Raw genomic sequence first — 14,900 nt, forward strand, 5'->3', positions numbered from 1 at the left:
TGCATGGGATTTGATTTGATGTCCTGCTTGTTTCGGTGGTCAGCGTAGCAAAGGGGTGGAGAGAGGCAGTAATTTTTTTTGCTGTGAAGGGGGGAATGATTGCGGTGGGGGAGCTGCTGGCCGCGTCCGCGGATGGGCTCGATGGGCTGGATAAAGTCACCGACGGGGTTTGAATTCGGGGTCTTTCCAGACGGGCACCAGCCTCATTCCACCTTTAATTGATTGCTGGCGCGTGGGAATGAGTCATCGGTCGCGGAGGCATTCAGTGGCGGTGAGTGGAGTCACCGACTGGAGGATTGTCCGAGTTTTTGGATTTCCTTGTCTTTGGGGAAAATTTGTTTGGCGAGGGTGATGATTTGGTTTTCGATGGGGAAGAGTTTGGCGCCGCCAACGGGTTGGTTGTTCACGATGGTTTGGACTTCGGTGCAGTGGAGGCAGATGAGGAGGGTGATGTCTTTTTTGTCGTGGGTATATTTTAAGGCGATGCCGGGGGAGAACTCACATTGCGTCATAACACGACTAAAGCTTTTGGGGTTGGTCCAGATGGTAGTGAGTTGTTGGATGGTATTGGTGGAGAGTTTGACGGGGCCGCTCAGGATCTCGTAGCCTGCGATTTCGGTTTTTGGGTCGACGAGGGTGTGTAATTTTTTCTCCTCTTGCCGAGTGAGGCGTTGGCCCAATTCCTTGCGCGCTTTCAGTCTCTCTCTTGCGTAAATGGATTGTGGGTCGATACGGTAGGCGACGACGGAGGTGGGGTGTCGGATGGTTTGGAGGTTTTCCTGGCTGCCGAAGACCTTTACGGGATCGACAGGAGGCCAGGTGGGTGTGGTTGCTGTTGGTGGTGACGGGTTGGTTTGTGCATCGGCGGTGATAGGGAGAATTGCGAACAGAGATAGGATTAGTGTGATGATCTGGAGTTTTAGATGGGCGGCGAAATTGTGGTGCATGGGATTTTGTGTCCTGCTTGTTTCGGTGGTGAGTTTAGCGGGGGCGAGGGAAGGATACAATTGTTTTGGCCATGCGGGTATCCTGAAGGATGAACAAGGTGCGGGTGGTGGTGGGGATTGGATCACCGGCCGCGTCCGCGGACCAGCTCGATGGGTTTTGGCAGGGTCACCGACGAGGTTTGAATTCGGGCGAAGCCTCATTCCACCTGTTAATTGATTGCTGGCGCGCGGTATGAAGGGCCCATGTCGCGTACGCGTAGAACTACGCGACTGTACGGATGGTTCGGTGGGTTTAAGAAATTTGGTTAGTGCCAGCGGAGGTGGTTGAGGGTTCCTTGGTAGGGCCAGTCTTTGGAGTCCTGGACGAGGCCGGCGTGGACGGGGTTTTGTCGGACGTAATCGAGTTTCTCGAGGTAACTCTCCTGGGTTCGCAAGCGATGGTGGAAGGGTTTGGATTGCCAGCGGATTTTTGAATACTTGTGGCGCAGACTGAACTGGCCTTTCCAGTAGGTGACCCAGTCGTCAAATTTGATGGAAGTGTCGTGAGGGCAAGCAAAGATGTGGATGTGATCGGGCATGATGAGGTAACTGCCGATGAGCCAAGCGGGGGAATCCTGCCAGACTTGCAGGAGAAGGGAATGGACGAGGTCGTTGGCAAGCAATTTGGCACGGTCTTCGGTGCAAAGGTTTAGGAATACGATGGTGGGTCCATGGGATTGGATGTGGACTCCACGGGCAGGGTAAGGTGCTTTTCCTGATTGTTGGGGTGGATCACCGGGCACGGGGAAAGGTTTCTCGGAAATGAATCAAGGAGTCGAGGAGGAAATTAGGAGAATCGTGAATGGAGGTTTTGAGGTCGTGAGTCGCGTCCGCGTGTCGGCTCGATGGGGTGAATGGAGTCGCCGACGGGGTTAGAATTCGGGCGAAGCCTCATTCCACCATTAAATTGATTGCTGGCGCGCCTGATTGGGTCGCGTACGCTAATCTAATAGTTGGGGTAGGCTTGCTTGGAAACGCTTTTGCCGGGGAGAGGTTCGTTGTTGTTGGTTTCGCTGTCTGGTGAATTATTCAAGACGGCAAGGGAGACGAGGTGGGGATTGGTCTGGATGACGCTGAGGGCAATGTTGAGGTTGGTGTTTTGCAGCGGGGCGGGGATGGTCGATGTGTTCCAACCGAATCCGGTGATGATGGTTTTCCTGGTGACGGCGGTGCCTTCGAAGCTGGTGGAGGCATCGTGCACCCAGTTGATGTATTGGAGAAATTGGTTGGAACTGGTGGGGCCGCCCTGATCGATGTAGATTTGCTGGCCAACGGCGTCGAGCGGGTAGGTGCCCCAGCGTTTGCGGGTGTAGGAAAAGGAGCCGACGTGGTTGATGCCTGTGTTGTAGGTATCTTTCAGATACTGGGCGCCGGCGTTTTGGAAGCTGTAAATGCCGCCCGTGCTGTGTCCAGCAACGCCGCCGGAGATGATGGTGACAAATTGTTTGAGGCCTTTGTATTCAAGATTGGCGTAGCTGTTGGCGAGCAATTGACTGAAGCAGGAGGGATAGAGATAGGTGCCACCGGTGTAAGTGCAGTCCTTATGAGTGGTCCAGTAGTTGGGCCGATTCCAGAGTTCGAACAGTTGGACGCGATCATGGAAATGCTTGACGATGGGGACGACTGCCTGGCCGGCGTAGTTGTTGATGTAGTTGTTGAGGCCGTTGCCGTTCTGGCATTCGTAATTGTTGGTATTCCATTCCGATTGCGTGCCCAGCCATGAGGTGTTGTCGATGAGGCCGATGATTTGGAGCCCGGCGGCACGCGCATTGTTTACCACGGTGTCGTAATAACCGAGCATGGTATCATTCCAGGCAGTGTTGGTGCCGATGAGGCGGAATTCGATGCGCAGGTATCCGACTTTTTCACGGACAAGACTGGCGGCTTTGGCCGGGGTGAGGAGGGGATTGCCGGAATTGTCGATCACTCTGCCGGAATCAATACCCATGGTGCCGCCTGCATGGGTGTCGTTGGCGAGGCAAAAGAGCATCAGGCTGAGAGTGAGGATGCGGATGAATGGGTGTCGGGAAGCAACAGGTGAGAAGTGTGTTTTCATGACAGGCTCAATTGCATGTTCTCGACTGTCCGGGGACGAGGTAGAGATGTCGAAAATCGCCGATTTTGTCAACGGAAAATCCCTATGCGCGAGTGCGAAAGAATTTTGAAGGCTTTCGATCTGGTTTGTGTAAGTGGTTGATGGGCAATGGAAGATAGTTTTGGATGCAAGGAGGGGGTGGACAGGCTATGTCCAACCCCCCTGCTAAGGTTGTGGGCATGACGATTGAGCTATTATCCAAATGGCGAGATCGGAAAAAGGAGGAGTGGCGGGGAGGAGGGCGGGTTATACACAACAATAATCGCCCCTCCCGTTTTTGTGGGCCTTTTGATCGCTGGCGTTGTTGCTCGTCAGTCGCAGCCCCATTAGGGGATGCTCCTTCCTCGCGCCTAGCCAGCAATCAAAATTCCCACAAAAACCATTGTATGAACTGGAATCTGGGACGGAAACGGTGCGGTTCGGAAGGTATCGGAAGCCATTGGAAGGTATTAGAAGGTATCGGAAGGTTGAAAAAAATTTTATGGGGAGTTGGAATTGTGTATTGGCTATTTTTAGGCAGTAAAAATGGGGTGCGAATTGGCTTTGACTCGCCGGGTGGCTAAGGTATCTTCTCGCCCCTGCTGATTTATGGCTAAACTGACGGTAAAAGATCTGAATGTTCGTGGCAAACGCGTTTTGATGCGCGTGGATTATAACGTCCCGATGGAAGAAAAGAACGGGGAAATGGTGATCAACGATGCGACGCGTATCGAGGAGACCCTGCCGACGTTGGAATATTTGATTGGTCAAGGGGCGAAAATTGTTTTGATGGCGCATCTGGGGCGTCCGAAGGGGACGAAGGAGCCGACGATGAGCTTGCGTCCGGTGGCGAAGAAGCTGGCGGATTTGTTGGGTCGCCCCGTGGCGTTTGTGGATGATTGCATTGGCGAGAAGGCCGAAAAAACGGCGAATGCCCTGCAACCAGGGGATGTTTTGGTGGTGGAGAACGTTCGCTATTACAACGAGGAAGAGGCGAATGATCCGGTGTTTGCAGAGAAATTGGCAAAGCTGGGCGATGTGTATGTGAACGATGCATTCGGCGCGGCGCATCGTGCTCATGCCTCGACGGAAGGTGTGGCCCGGGTGATTACGAAGCGGGGCGGGCAGGCGGCTGCGGGCCTGCTGATGGAGCGGGAATTGAAATTTTTGGGCGAAGAATTGGAAAAGCCAGCGCGGCCATTCGTGGTGATTTTGGGCGGGGCGAAGGTGTCGGACAAGATCAAGGTGATCGACAACCTGCTGGACAAAGCGGATACGATTTTGATTGGCGGGGCGATGACTTATACTTTCCGCCTGGCATTGGGCAAGAAGGTTGGGAAATCGTTGGTGGAGGCGGATAAGGTGGATGTGGCGAAGGCAGCCTTGGACAAGGCCAAAGCCAAGGGTGTGCAATTCCTTCTGCCGGTGGATAATACCGTTGCGACGCCGGTGATGACCGATAAGTTGAACAAGAAGGGCAAGCCGATCATTGATTTGACGAATCCGCGTACGAACAGCGGTTTGGACATTCCGGATAACGAAGAAGGTGTGGATATCGGGCCGGAAACCATCAAGCAATACAGTGATGTGATTTCGAAGGCCAAGACCATCTTGTGGAATGGGCCGATGGGGATTTTTGAAGACCCACGATTTGCCGAAGGATCGTTTGCAGTGGGTCGCGCAGTGGCCGAAGCAACCGGGAAAAATGGTGCAAAGAGCATCATTGGGGGCGGCGATAGCGTTAAAGCTGTCAAAAAAGCCAAGTTGGGCGATAAGGTGACTTTTATGAGTACTGGTGGTGGAGCGAGTTTGGAGTTCCTGGAAGGAACAGTTTTGCCGGGTGTGGCAGTGTTGAATGACAAGTAAACCGTGAGCTAACGGGAGTTACCGTGAGTTAACGGGAGCTAACGAGACGTAAATATTTTTTTGACGTATGGATAAAGAACGCAAGCTGATCATCGCGGGCAACTGGAAGATGAACAAGACGGTTGCCGAGGCGCTGGATTTGGTCAGCGACCTGAAAATGGAGTTGGCCAGCATCAAAGAGGTGGATATCGTGGTGTGTCCGCCATTTACGGCGTTGTGCGAGGTTTCGAAAGTGATTTTGCATTCGAACATTCGCCTGGGCGCGCAGAACATGAACGAGCATCAGTCCGGGGCTTATACGGGTGAGATTGCGGCGGGGATGCTCAAGGAATTTTCGGTGCGTTATGTTATTTTAGGTCATTCGGAGCGGCGGCAGTATCAGAAGGAGTCGGATGCGTTGATTTCGAAGAAGGCTTTGGCGGCGCATGCGGCATCGATCAAGCCGATCGTGTGCGTGGGTGAGTTGCTGGCGGAGCGTGAAGGTGGATTGATGGAAAAGGTTTTGGACACGCAGGTTCGCGGCAGCCTGGCGGGCTTGACCAAGCAGCAGATGGAAGAGACGGTGATTGCTTACGAACCGGTTTGGGCGATTGGCACCGGAAAGACGGCCACTTCTGCACAGGCACAGGAAGCGCACGCGTTTATTCGCAAGTTGCTGGTGAGCCTGTATGATGAGGCGACGGCGCGGCGGGTGCGGATTCAGTATGGCGGCAGCGTGAAGGCCTCGAATGCGCGGGAGTTGATGAGCCAGCCGGATGTGGATGGCGCGTTGGTGGGTGGTGCGAGCCTGGAAGTGAGAAGTTTTGGTGACATTATTAAAAATTCAATATAGAAAGAGACGAGTATGGGATTCCTAAGCGTTATTTTAAGCATTATTTTGGTCATTGATTGTTTGTTCCTGATCCTGCTGGTTTTGGTGCAGTTGCCAAAGAAGGAAGCGGGAGCGGGCATGGCTTTCGGTGGCGGCACGGCAGATGCGCTGTTCGGCGCGGGTTCCGGCACGGCTTTGACCAAGCTGACCAAGTATGCGGCGGGTGTTTTCTTCCTGGGAGCGTTTTTCCTCTCGATTGTGAATTCGCATGCTCGCAAGCAAAGTGATTTGGAGTTCCGCAAGCAAGTTGAGAAAGCGGGCGCGAGCGCTCCAGCGGCAGTGCCTGCGACTGCGCCAACGGTTAGCAGTAATGCGCCGATTCCTTTGACGATTACAAGCAATTCAGTTTCGACGACTCCGGTTGCCCCGAAAGTCGGTAGTAACGCCCCGGCCAAATAACCTTGCCCGATGAATTTCGAGACAAGCGCCACCAAAAAAACATTGGGGGCGCTTCGTCCTTTTTATTGGAAAGGTGTGAGCCAGTTGGTGAGCGTGGTTCTGCTGGTTCTTTGTTCCCTGGTGGTTTTCACTGGCTGTGTCCGGCATGAGCCGCGCGCGGATATTGTCATCGTAAATGGGATTGAACCGGAATCGCTGGACCCGGCGATTATCACAGGCGTCGCAGAAATGCGGATTGTCTCGTCGTTGTTCGAGGGGTTGACGCGGTTGGATCCGGTGACTGCCGAGCCGATTCCCGGGTTGGCAGAAAAATGGGAGATTTCACCCGATGGACGTATCTATACGTTTCATATGCGGACAAACCTGCAATGGTCCACGGGCGAGCCGATCACGACGGACGATGTAGTTTATTCGTGGTTAAGGGCATTGGATCCGAACACGGCCAGTGATTATGCGGGGCAGCTGTTTTATCTGGTAAATGGCGAGGCGTATACCAGCGGTAAAATAAAGGATACTTCCAAAGTCGGAGTGCATGCGCTGGATCGATACACCCTGCGCGTTGAACTTAATAATCCCACGGCATTCTTTCTGGATCTATGCGCGTTTCCGACCCTCGCGGTGGTTCCCAGGCAATGCATTGAAAAGTATGGTGACCGGTGGTTGATGGCCCGGCCATTGCCAGTGAGTGGGGCATATACTTTGGAGGCGTGGCGCATCAACGATAAAATTCGTGTGCGAAAAAATCCGCGCTATTGGGATGCTGCGAATACAAAGACTGACCTGGTTGACTTTCTGCCGATTGGTTCGCCAACCACGGCGTTGAATCTTTATGAAACCGGTGGCACGGACATTGTGTGGGACAAGGATTTGGTGCCGGTGGAATTGTTGGATGTGCTGCTTAAGCGGCCGGATTTTCATGTAGCGCCAATCCTGGGCACATATTTTATTCGTTTTAATGTAAATAAAAAGCCGTTCAATGACGTGCGCGTGCGCCAGGCATTGGCCCTGTCTCTTAACAAGGAACGGATTACAAAAAAACTTACCAAGGCGGGAGAGGAACCGGCGGAGAATTATACTCCTCCAGGCACTGCCCGCTATCACGCTCCCAAAGGCTTGGGGTACGATCCGGAGAAGGCGCGGAAGCTCTTGGCGGAAGCTGGTTTTCCGGGCGGCAAGGGATTCCCGCGTTTTGAATATATGTTCAATGCTTCTGCAGGTGGTGCAGCAAAGATACATGCGAAGATTGCGGTGGAGATTCAACAGATGTGGCGTGATGAGCTGGGCATAGAGATGGAGCTGCGCCAGGTCGAATGGAAGGTGTATCTGGCGAATCAATCCAAAATCGCTTTCGATACCTGTCGTGCGAGCTGGATTGGCGACTACAACGACGCGGATACGTTCCTGAATATGTTCATGACCCGGGAACGGTAACAATCGGACCGGTTGGAGCAATGCCCGTTATGACGAGTTAATCCGTGCGGCGGACAAGGAGAATGATCTGGCCAAGCGCGAAAAGTTGTTTCAAGAGGCTGAAACTATTTTGATCCGGGATGAAAATCCGATCATACCATTGTATTTCTATGTGGGTTTCAGTTACTTCAACACGAACAGCATCAAAGGGATTTATCCGAACATTCTGGATTCGCATCCGTTGAATGCGATCTCGAAGGTCAAGGTTGAGTCAAAGTCCAAAGCTGGTGGCAACAGTCGGGAGGCGGCCATTCACTAGGTATGTATTTTATTCGTCGCCTATTGATAATGATACCTTTGCTGCTGGTGGTGAGCCTGCTTGCATTTGGTTTGCTGCATCTGGTTCCTGGCGGGCCTTTTGATCGTGAGCGGAAGCCGGCCACGCCTGAAGTGGAGCGGAATATTGCGAGAAAATTTCACACGGATGAGTCCTTGTGGAGGCAGTATCTTCGCTATTTGGGAGTGGGTTATGATAAGGATGAAAAAGGAAATGTTCACTGGTTCGAAGGTGGTTTGATTCGAGGCGATCTCGGGCCTTCGTTGATTTACCGGAATCATTCGGTAAACGACATCATAGCACAGGGGTTGCCGGTATCACTGCCGTTGGGTTTCATGGCCTTTGGGTTTGCACTTGGCCTCGGTGTTCCGCTGGGTTTTCTGACCGCTGTGAAGCGGGGGAAATGGGAGGATTATGCCGGAAGTTTTCTGGCGATTCTGGCGATTTGTATTCCGGGAGTTGTCATGGGACCGGTTCTAGTGGTGGTTTTTGCAATCCATTACCATTGGTTCCCGGTGGCACTGTGGGAATCGTCATGGCATGCCGTGCTTCCGATGATTGCGCTCGGGATTTATTATTCAGGCCGCATAGCTCGATTGATGCGGGAAGGAATGTTGAATGTAATGCAGTCCGAGTTCATCACCGCAGCCAGGGCGAAGGGGATGAGCGAGACCACGCTGTTGCTCAAGCACGCGGTACGGATCGCGATTCTGCCGGTGGTTTCCTATGCCGGACCGATGCTGGCAGATTTGCTAACCGGGTCGTTTGTGATCGAAAATATTTTTCAGATTCCCGGGTTGGGCACGCCTTTCGTGAACAGTTTTTTGAACCGTGATTACACCGTGCAGATGGGGTTGGTAATTCTTTACGCTGCGTTACTGCTGACGCTTAATCTTTTGGTGGATCTGGCCTATCTGGCACTCGATCGGAGGGTGAAATATGAGTGAGCCGCTGATCAGCCCGGAACCCAAGCCCGCGGCAACATTGCCGGGCAGCACGGGAGCATCTTTGACTCCAGAACCGAAGTTGAACAACAATCCGCAGGTTCATCTCAGCCCGAACCAAAAGGCCTGGCGGCGGTTCAAACGTAATCGTCCCGCAGTGATTGGAGCCTGGTTCCTGATTATTCTGGTGATAGTGGTGATCGCCTGGCCGATGGTGCTGAAAGTCGCCAGCAAGTCGGGGCCGAGGGGTTTGGCGTTTGCGGTGCAGTTTGATCCGGACAAGCTTACCGATTCCTCCTTTGATCCGCCCAGTGCGCAGCATTGGTTCGGCACAGATGTGCATGGAAGAGATTTGGTGTCGCGCATTCTTTACGGGGCGCAAGTTTCGTTGCTGGTTGGCGGCTTTGGGGCGCTGATCAGTCTTATTATTGGCGTGTTGTGGGGAGCCATTGCGGGTTATCTTGGTGGACGCTGGGATAATTTCATGATGCGCGTGGTGGATATCCTTTATTCCCTGCCTTCGATCATTTTCGTCATCGTGCTAATAACCGCTTTTGAAGGCAGAATCAGAACTTTTTTCTTTGATCACCTTGCCGGCAGCAACCCTGAACTTGCCAATAATCTGGTGAAATTCACCAGACTATTTTTGTTAATCATCGGATTGGGCGCCGTTTCATGGTTGAACATGGCGCGAATTGTTCGTGGCCAGGTGCTGGTTCTTCGCAGTCGTTCCTTCGTGGAGGCGAGCAAGACGTTGGGTGCGCGGAACCGGCATATTCTCCGGCATCACATTTTGCCAAATGTTTTTGGAGTGGTGATCGTATATCTTACTTTAACTGTGCCTGCGATTGTCTTGTATGAATCGTTTCTAAGTTTTCTTGGGTTGGGCATTCAGCCGCCCATGGCCAGTTGGGGTTCCCTCATTGCGGAAGGGGCTGATCAGATCAACACCATCCGGGTTTATTGGTGGTTGCTGGCGTATCCGGGCACGATTTTGATTTTTACCCTGCTCGCGCTCAACTTCTTAGGTGACGGGTTGCGGGATGCGTGGGATGTGCGAGGCGACGATAAATAACGCCCCTTGGCCGGGTGTGCCGGGCGAAATCACCAGTACAACTTGCTTCAAACAATATCTGGCTTACTATAAAACTTCGATGAAGGCTGGATTGGGAATAATTCATCGTTGACGCTTGGGGCTTCGCAGGTAACATCCCCGACCTAAGTTTTGGTAAACTGAAATCGAAAAAAATATGGCAGTTAAAGTTGCAATTAACGGGTTCGGTCGCATTGGTCGCCTTGTGTTTCGCGCCATCGCCGAACAGGGTTTGTTGGGCAAGGAAGTTCAGGTAGTCGCCGTCGGTGACATTGTCCCGGCCGACAATCTGGCATATTTGCTTAAGTACGATTCCACCCAAGGTCGGTTCAAGGGCCAGGTTGGCTCCAAGAAATCCTCCCCTGACAAAGCGGAAGACGATGTGCTCGTGGTCAATGGCAACGATATTTTTGTGGTCAGCGCCAAGGATCCTTCCGGACTTCCCTGGAAGCAACTTGGAGTGGATATTGTCATTGAATCCACCGGCTTGTTTACCGAGGCCGAAAAGGCCAAGGGTCACATCACCGCCGGCGCCAAGAAGGTCATTATCAGCGCACCGGCCAAGGGTGAAGACATCACCCTCGTGATGGGTGTGAACCAGGACAAATATGATCCGGCCAAGCACAACATCATTTCAAATGCCTCCTGCACTACGAACTGTCTTGCTCCCCTGGTGCACGTGTTGCTGAAGGAAGGTTTTGGCATCGAGGAAGGTTTGATGACCACGGTGCATGCCTATACGGCGACCCAGAAGACCGTTGATGGTCCCAGCAAGAAGGATTGGAAGGGTGGACGCAGTGCGGCCATCAACATCATTCCTTCCAGCACCGGCGCTGCGAAAGCAGTCGGGCTGGTTTGTCCTGAAGTAAAGGGCAAGCTGACCGGCATGTCTTTCCGCGTTCCAACGCCAACCGTTTCGGTGGTGGACCTTACTTTCAAGACCGTGAAGGATACGAGCTATGCTGAAATCGCCGCGGCGATGAAGAAGGCAAGTGAAACCTATCTCAAAGGCATCCTCGAATATACCGAGGACGAAGTGGTGAGCAGCGACTTCATTCACAGCACTTCCTCCTCCATTTTCGACAATGGTTCGGGCATTGAATTGAATAAGCGCTTCTTCAAGCTCGTGAGCTGGTATGACAATGAGTGGGGCTACAGCAACCGAGTGGGTGACTTGCTGAAGTACATCATCCAGAAGGGGTTGTAATTCCCAGTCAGTAAAAATCTAAAACAGAAACGGCGATCCAGTAATGGACCGCCGTTTTGCTTTTATTTTTAAAGCGAGATTACTGGTAAAGCCGGGGTTTGCTTTTTTGCAGGTCGGTAACGATGGATTTAAGATCGCCGCCAATCGCTTGCAATTGGGCTTCGCTTACTCCGCCAGCCTTAAGGCTATCGAGCGCCGATTTGATGAATGCCTGGGCTTGAGCGGCAGAAAGATTGCCGCTGTTAAGGACGACATTCAGGGCTTTCGCAAGTTGAGCCTGCTGAGTTGTGGAATTGCCCTTGTCACCCAGGGCAGATGAGAGATTGTTGGCCAGCTTGGCAAGAGTCTCCTTTGAAGGCTTGGAAACCCCCTTTGCCAGAGTTTGAAGGTCGGTGACCAGCTGCTGCTTTTGTTCCGCGGTTGCTTCTGAGCCGGGTTTGATGACGCTTAGATCGGTTGAAAGTTTATCAATATTCTGCTGCTGGGCCTGGCTGATACCCTGAGGACCCGAAGGTGCGATTGGTTGAGCGGGAGCTGCGGGAGGAGGGGTTGCCTGGGGTGGCGGAACTCCCTGCTGTGCATTGTTTTGATCCCGGAAATTCTTGGCCTTTTGTTTGATCATTTCCTGTGCACCCTGTCCGAAAGAGTGACTCACAAACAAGGCCGTAAAGAGGCTCAGAACAAGAACTCGTTTCATATCGATTCCAAAGGTTGGTTTTGTTTCACTCTGCGTCCCACCGTTTGGAATGTCAATTCTGCTTCACGGTGGCAAACGTGTGCGTTTCAGGGCACACTATACCGAATGCCAAAATTAATTTCCGAAATGGGGAAAGGAAACTGAATCAAAGAGGGTAAAAAGTTTTATGAAAGTGGACGCTGAAAAATTATGACTGTGGGGCGAAGAAATTCATTAATCATTGGCTGCAGGGTGCTTTTGGTTTGAGGCGGCGTTGTCGGCCTTGTCGCTATCTTCCAGATAGCGCCGGCGGCCTCCGCCTTGCCTCAAACCAAAATCCCTCCTGCCATTCGGAAATTTCTTTTGGCATTCGGTATAAAGAAAAACCCCGCTTCCTTATGAGAAGCGGGGTTGATAATTAAAGCGTGACCTTTAGTGATTCACGGTGAGGGCGGGTATTTTGCCCATCAGAGCTATGTAATCCACCAGAATATGTTCCGCTTCCTCAAGATGGGCATCAACCGCAGGAGCCTTGTCTGGATCTGCGAAGTCTTCGGTATCTCCTTCACCTGTGGCAATGCCTTGGGCCAGTGCTGCAGGACTGATTTCAGAATGATCACCGGAACCAGACTTGTTTGCGTCAGGAAGGTTTGCCTGGGCCAAACTATTGGTCGCATTAACCTGGCCTTGTTTAGTATCCAACGTAACCGCGTTTGCGGTGTGTTTGGCGGTGGCGGCCAGATTGGTGGCTGATGATTTGGCAGCAGTTACCACGGGTGTGCCATTGGTCAAGGTTACATCAAACGCCTTTTGATCCACCAGTTTCCGCGCCTTGCGTTCCCGGTCACGAATTTTTTGGCGAACGTCTGACTCTTCCTTTTCTTTAAGACGTTGTGCTTCATTCAAAGAGGCGGATTTCTCAGCCATGATTTTCTTCACCTGTTCAATATCCTCCCGGACGTAGGCGAAATCCTTTTCGGAAGCCACGCGGTTCACTGAGCGTTTGGACAGTTCGGAAAGGTAAGGCTGAACGCGATTCACTTTATCGAACTTGGCAGTGGAAATCGTGTCCCAAGGAAGCGGGTTCTCGAGGGATGATTCTCCGACTTCCAGATAATCGTTGATTGATGGCAAAACAATGTCAGGAATGACTCCCTTCAACTGGGTGGAGGAGCCACTTGCACGGTAGAATTTGCGGGTGGTCAGCTTCAACGCACCCAGAGCACCTGGATCATTCGTCGAGAGATTCGGCAAATGTCCGAACATGAAAGGAGCCAATTGGTTGAGGCTCTGGACGGTACCTTTGCCGTGAGTGGATGAGTCGCCCACGATGAGTGCGCGTCCATAATCCTGCAATGCTCCAGCCAGAATTTCCGAAGCCGAAGCACTGAAGCGGCTGGTCAAAACAATCAGCGGGCCATCATAAGCGACGGAGGGATCTGTGTCTTCGTCCACCTGCACCTTGCCATCGGGATCGCTCACCTGAACGACTGGACCTTCCTTGATGAAGAGCCCGGTAAGATTGATGGCCTCTTCAAGAGAGCCGCCACCATTGCGGCGCAAATCAAGAATGACACCATCCACTTTTTGTTCCTTTAATTTGGCCAGCAGTTTCGCGACGTCAACAGTGGTGCTTTTGACAGGTGCTCGCTCATGGCCCACCAAGGGGAAACTGGCATAAAACGAAGGCAGATCAATGACTCCCAGGTGGAGAGTTTGGCCTTTGTCGCCGGGAACCTCGATTATCTTGGCCTTGGCTTGTTGATCTTCCAATTTAATCTCATCACGCGTCAGACTGATGGTGGTTCGTGTGGAAGTATCAGTGGCATCGGCTGGTATGACCGTCAGGCGCACATCGGTTCCTTTTGGACCGCGGATCATTTCAACCACCTTGGTCAGGGGCATATCCACCACGTCGACCAGTTCGTTGGTGCCTTGCGCAACAGCCACAATACGGTCATTGGCCTTAAATTTCTTGCTCTTGAAAGCCGGGCCGGACGGGTTCAACTCCTTGATTTTGCAGTATCCATCTTCAGAGGTAAGCACCGCTCCGATTCCGTAAAGGGAAAGACTCATGCCAATGGAAAAGTTTTCCAATTGGGATTTATCGAAGTAATCCGAGTGAGGATCATAGACATGCGCCAGTGCAGTCAAATAAGCCTGTAGAACCTCATCACCATCCCAATCACGGAATGTGCGCTGAATCCGGCTGTAACGATGGGAAATAATATCGACGATATCCTTATGGAAATCAGTCCAGGTAAGGGCAGCTGCAACGGGTGTTGGGCGGCTGGCCACCAGCTTCCCGATTTCCTCGCGACCTTCCTTATTGAGTTTTTCCTGCAGGTATTCATAGCGCACCCGGTCCCGCCAAAATTGTTTGGCTTCAGTCATATCCTTGGGAAAAGGCTGTTCCTTGCGAACCAACAAAACGCGGTCACTGCCGGTAAAATCGAATTGATCGTTCTTCAGCAATCCGTTGGCATAGGCCACCCGCTCATCGAGTCGCTGCATAAAGCGATTGAAAATTACGTAAGCGGGGGAGGTATCGTGCTGCTTGCGAGTCAGTTCGCCCAGGACGGTGCGGTATTTCTCAAAATCAGCGATATCGGACTGCAGAAAATGGATGTGCTGCGGATCGAGAGTATCGATGTAGCGATCCAGGAACTTGCTGGAAATTTTTTGGTCCAAAGGCTGATGGAGGAAATGCAATTGCTCCAGCATGCGGGCAGTCAGGTCGGCGATCCACCCATCATTAGGTTGGGGTGCCAATTTGACCGGTATGAGTGGCTTCAGATTTTCATTAGTCTGAGCCGGTTGGTCCGAGGTCTTGAGTTGGATTTGAGATTCGGCCCCAAACAAGGGGGCGGCAAATTCCAAACAGAGTAGAATAAGTAAAATTCTCACAATTAATGATTTAGATATCAAAGTATAGTAATGCAGCCTATTTGACTGATTATAAACCCAGTTGTTCACAATCGAAACAATTATTTGATAGGGTATGCCCCCTTTAAATCTGCGCTTTACCCCGCCAAGA

The 14,900-nt window shown here is 52.1% G+C and carries 13 protein-coding genes; 9 read left to right on the forward strand and 4 right to left on the reverse strand.

The window, feature by feature from the left end; genetic code table 11:
• Positions 1-281: 281 nt before the first annotated feature.
• On the reverse strand, positions 282-947 hold the full coding sequence (locus CFLAV_RS12755) for a hypothetical protein (protein ID WP_007415148.1): 666 nt from the start codon (positions 945-947) through the stop codon (positions 282-284).
• Between the two features lie 479 nt (positions 948-1,426).
• On the opposite strand from CFLAV_RS12755, the gene CFLAV_RS12765 reads away from it, so the two are divergent.
• Positions 1,427-1,639 (forward strand): hypothetical protein, encoded by a 213-nt coding sequence (locus CFLAV_RS12765; RefSeq protein WP_040548487.1) that lies wholly within the window; start codon positions 1,427-1,429, stop codon positions 1,637-1,639.
• A 293-nt stretch (positions 1,640-1,932) separates the two neighbouring features.
• Here the strand turns inward: CFLAV_RS12765 and CFLAV_RS12770 are convergent, their stop codons facing one another.
• Positions 1,933-3,042 carry a hypothetical protein gene (locus CFLAV_RS12770; protein ID WP_007415150.1) on the reverse strand — a complete coding sequence of 370 codons (1,110 nt, stop codon included), beginning with the start codon at positions 3,040-3,042 and terminating at the stop codon, positions 1,933-1,935.
• Between the two features lie 627 nt (positions 3,043-3,669).
• On the opposite strand from CFLAV_RS12770, the gene CFLAV_RS12775 reads away from it, so the two are divergent.
• The 8 genes from CFLAV_RS12775 (at position 3,670) to gap (ending at position 11,187) form a co-directional block, all read left to right on the forward strand.
• Positions 3,670-4,926: a phosphoglycerate kinase gene (locus CFLAV_RS12775; RefSeq protein WP_007415151.1), complete on the forward strand. Its 1,257-nt coding sequence runs from the start codon at positions 3,670-3,672 to the stop codon at positions 4,924-4,926.
• A gap of 67 nt (positions 4,927-4,993) precedes the next feature.
• Positions 4,994-5,758 carry a triose-phosphate isomerase gene (gene tpiA / locus CFLAV_RS12780; protein ID WP_007415152.1) on the forward strand — a complete coding sequence of 255 codons (765 nt, stop codon included), beginning with the start codon at positions 4,994-4,996 and terminating at the stop codon, positions 5,756-5,758.
• 12 nt (positions 5,759-5,770) lie between these two features.
• A complete protein-coding gene (secG, locus tag CFLAV_RS32265) occupies positions 5,771-6,196 on the forward strand; it encodes a preprotein translocase subunit SecG (protein WP_007415153.1) in 426 nt (141 codons plus the stop codon).
• Positions 6,197-6,205: 9 nt separating this feature from the next.
• A complete protein-coding gene (locus tag CFLAV_RS12790) occupies positions 6,206-7,627 on the forward strand; it encodes a peptide ABC transporter substrate-binding protein (RefSeq protein WP_007415154.1) in 1,422 nt (473 codons plus the stop codon).
• 109 nt (positions 7,628-7,736) lie between these two features.
• Positions 7,737-7,925, forward strand: coding sequence for a hypothetical protein (locus CFLAV_RS12795; protein WP_150107400.1), 189 nt, complete (start codon positions 7,737-7,739; stop codon positions 7,923-7,925).
• A gap of 29 nt (positions 7,926-7,954) precedes the next feature.
• Positions 7,955-8,890 carry an ABC transporter permease gene (locus CFLAV_RS12800; protein ID WP_202796894.1) on the forward strand — a complete coding sequence of 312 codons (936 nt, stop codon included), beginning with the start codon at positions 7,955-7,957 and terminating at the stop codon, positions 8,888-8,890.
• The gene (locus tag CFLAV_RS12805) at positions 8,883-9,962 is read left to right on the forward strand and encodes an ABC transporter permease (RefSeq protein WP_007415157.1); all 1,080 of its coding nucleotides are present in this window, start codon (positions 8,883-8,885) and stop codon (positions 9,960-9,962) included. Before CFLAV_RS12800 ends, CFLAV_RS12805 begins: the two co-directional genes overlap by 8 nt.
• Positions 9,963-10,137: 175 nt before the next feature.
• On the forward strand, positions 10,138-11,187 hold the full coding sequence (gene gap, locus CFLAV_RS12810) for a type I glyceraldehyde-3-phosphate dehydrogenase (RefSeq protein WP_007415158.1): 1,050 nt from the start codon (positions 10,138-10,140) through the stop codon (positions 11,185-11,187).
• Positions 11,188-11,266: 79 nt separating this feature from the next.
• Here gap and CFLAV_RS12815 read toward each other — a convergent pair whose 3' ends face one another.
• Together CFLAV_RS12815 and CFLAV_RS12820 are read right to left on the reverse strand one after the other, a co-directional pair.
• Positions 11,267-11,884, reverse strand: coding sequence for a hypothetical protein (locus CFLAV_RS12815; protein WP_007415159.1), 618 nt, complete (start codon positions 11,882-11,884; stop codon positions 11,267-11,269).
• 411 nt (positions 11,885-12,295) lie between these two features.
• Positions 12,296-14,770 (reverse strand): carboxy terminal-processing peptidase, encoded by a 2,475-nt coding sequence (locus CFLAV_RS12820; protein WP_150107401.1) that lies wholly within the window; start codon positions 14,768-14,770, stop codon positions 12,296-12,298.
• Positions 14,771-14,900 lie beyond the last annotated feature (130 nt).

Source organism: Pedosphaera parvula Ellin514, from assembly GCF_000172555.1.
GTDB lineage: Bacteria > Verrucomicrobiota > Verrucomicrobiia > Limisphaerales > Pedosphaeraceae > Pedosphaera.

Bases quoted from the DNA above. Each gene is read 5' to 3' on its own strand.
- CFLAV_RS12755 (WP_007415148.1), bottom strand. From the start codon at position 947: ATGCACCACAATTTCGCCGCCCATCTAAAACTCCAGATCATCACACTA.
- CFLAV_RS12770 (WP_007415150.1), bottom strand. From the start codon at position 3,042: ATGAAAACACACTTCTCACCTGTTGCTTCCCGACACCCATTCATCCGC.
- CFLAV_RS12775 (WP_007415151.1), top strand. From the start codon at position 3,670: ATGGCTAAACTGACGGTAAAAGATCTGAATGTTCGTGGCAAACGCGTT.
- tpiA (WP_007415152.1), top strand. From the start codon at position 4,994: ATGGATAAAGAACGCAAGCTGATCATCGCGGGCAACTGGAAGATGAAC.
- secG (WP_007415153.1), top strand. From the start codon at position 5,771: ATGGGATTCCTAAGCGTTATTTTAAGCATTATTTTGGTCATTGATTGT.
- CFLAV_RS12790 (WP_007415154.1), top strand. From the start codon at position 6,206: ATGAATTTCGAGACAAGCGCCACCAAAAAAACATTGGGGGCGCTTCGT.
- CFLAV_RS12800 (WP_202796894.1), top strand. From the start codon at position 7,955: ATGATACCTTTGCTGCTGGTGGTGAGCCTGCTTGCATTTGGTTTGCTG.
- CFLAV_RS12805 (WP_007415157.1), top strand. From the start codon at position 8,883: ATGAGTGAGCCGCTGATCAGCCCGGAACCCAAGCCCGCGGCAACATTG.
- gap (WP_007415158.1), top strand. From the start codon at position 10,138: ATGGCAGTTAAAGTTGCAATTAACGGGTTCGGTCGCATTGGTCGCCTT.
- CFLAV_RS12815 (WP_007415159.1), bottom strand. From the start codon at position 11,884: ATGAAACGAGTTCTTGTTCTGAGCCTCTTTACGGCCTTGTTTGTGAGT.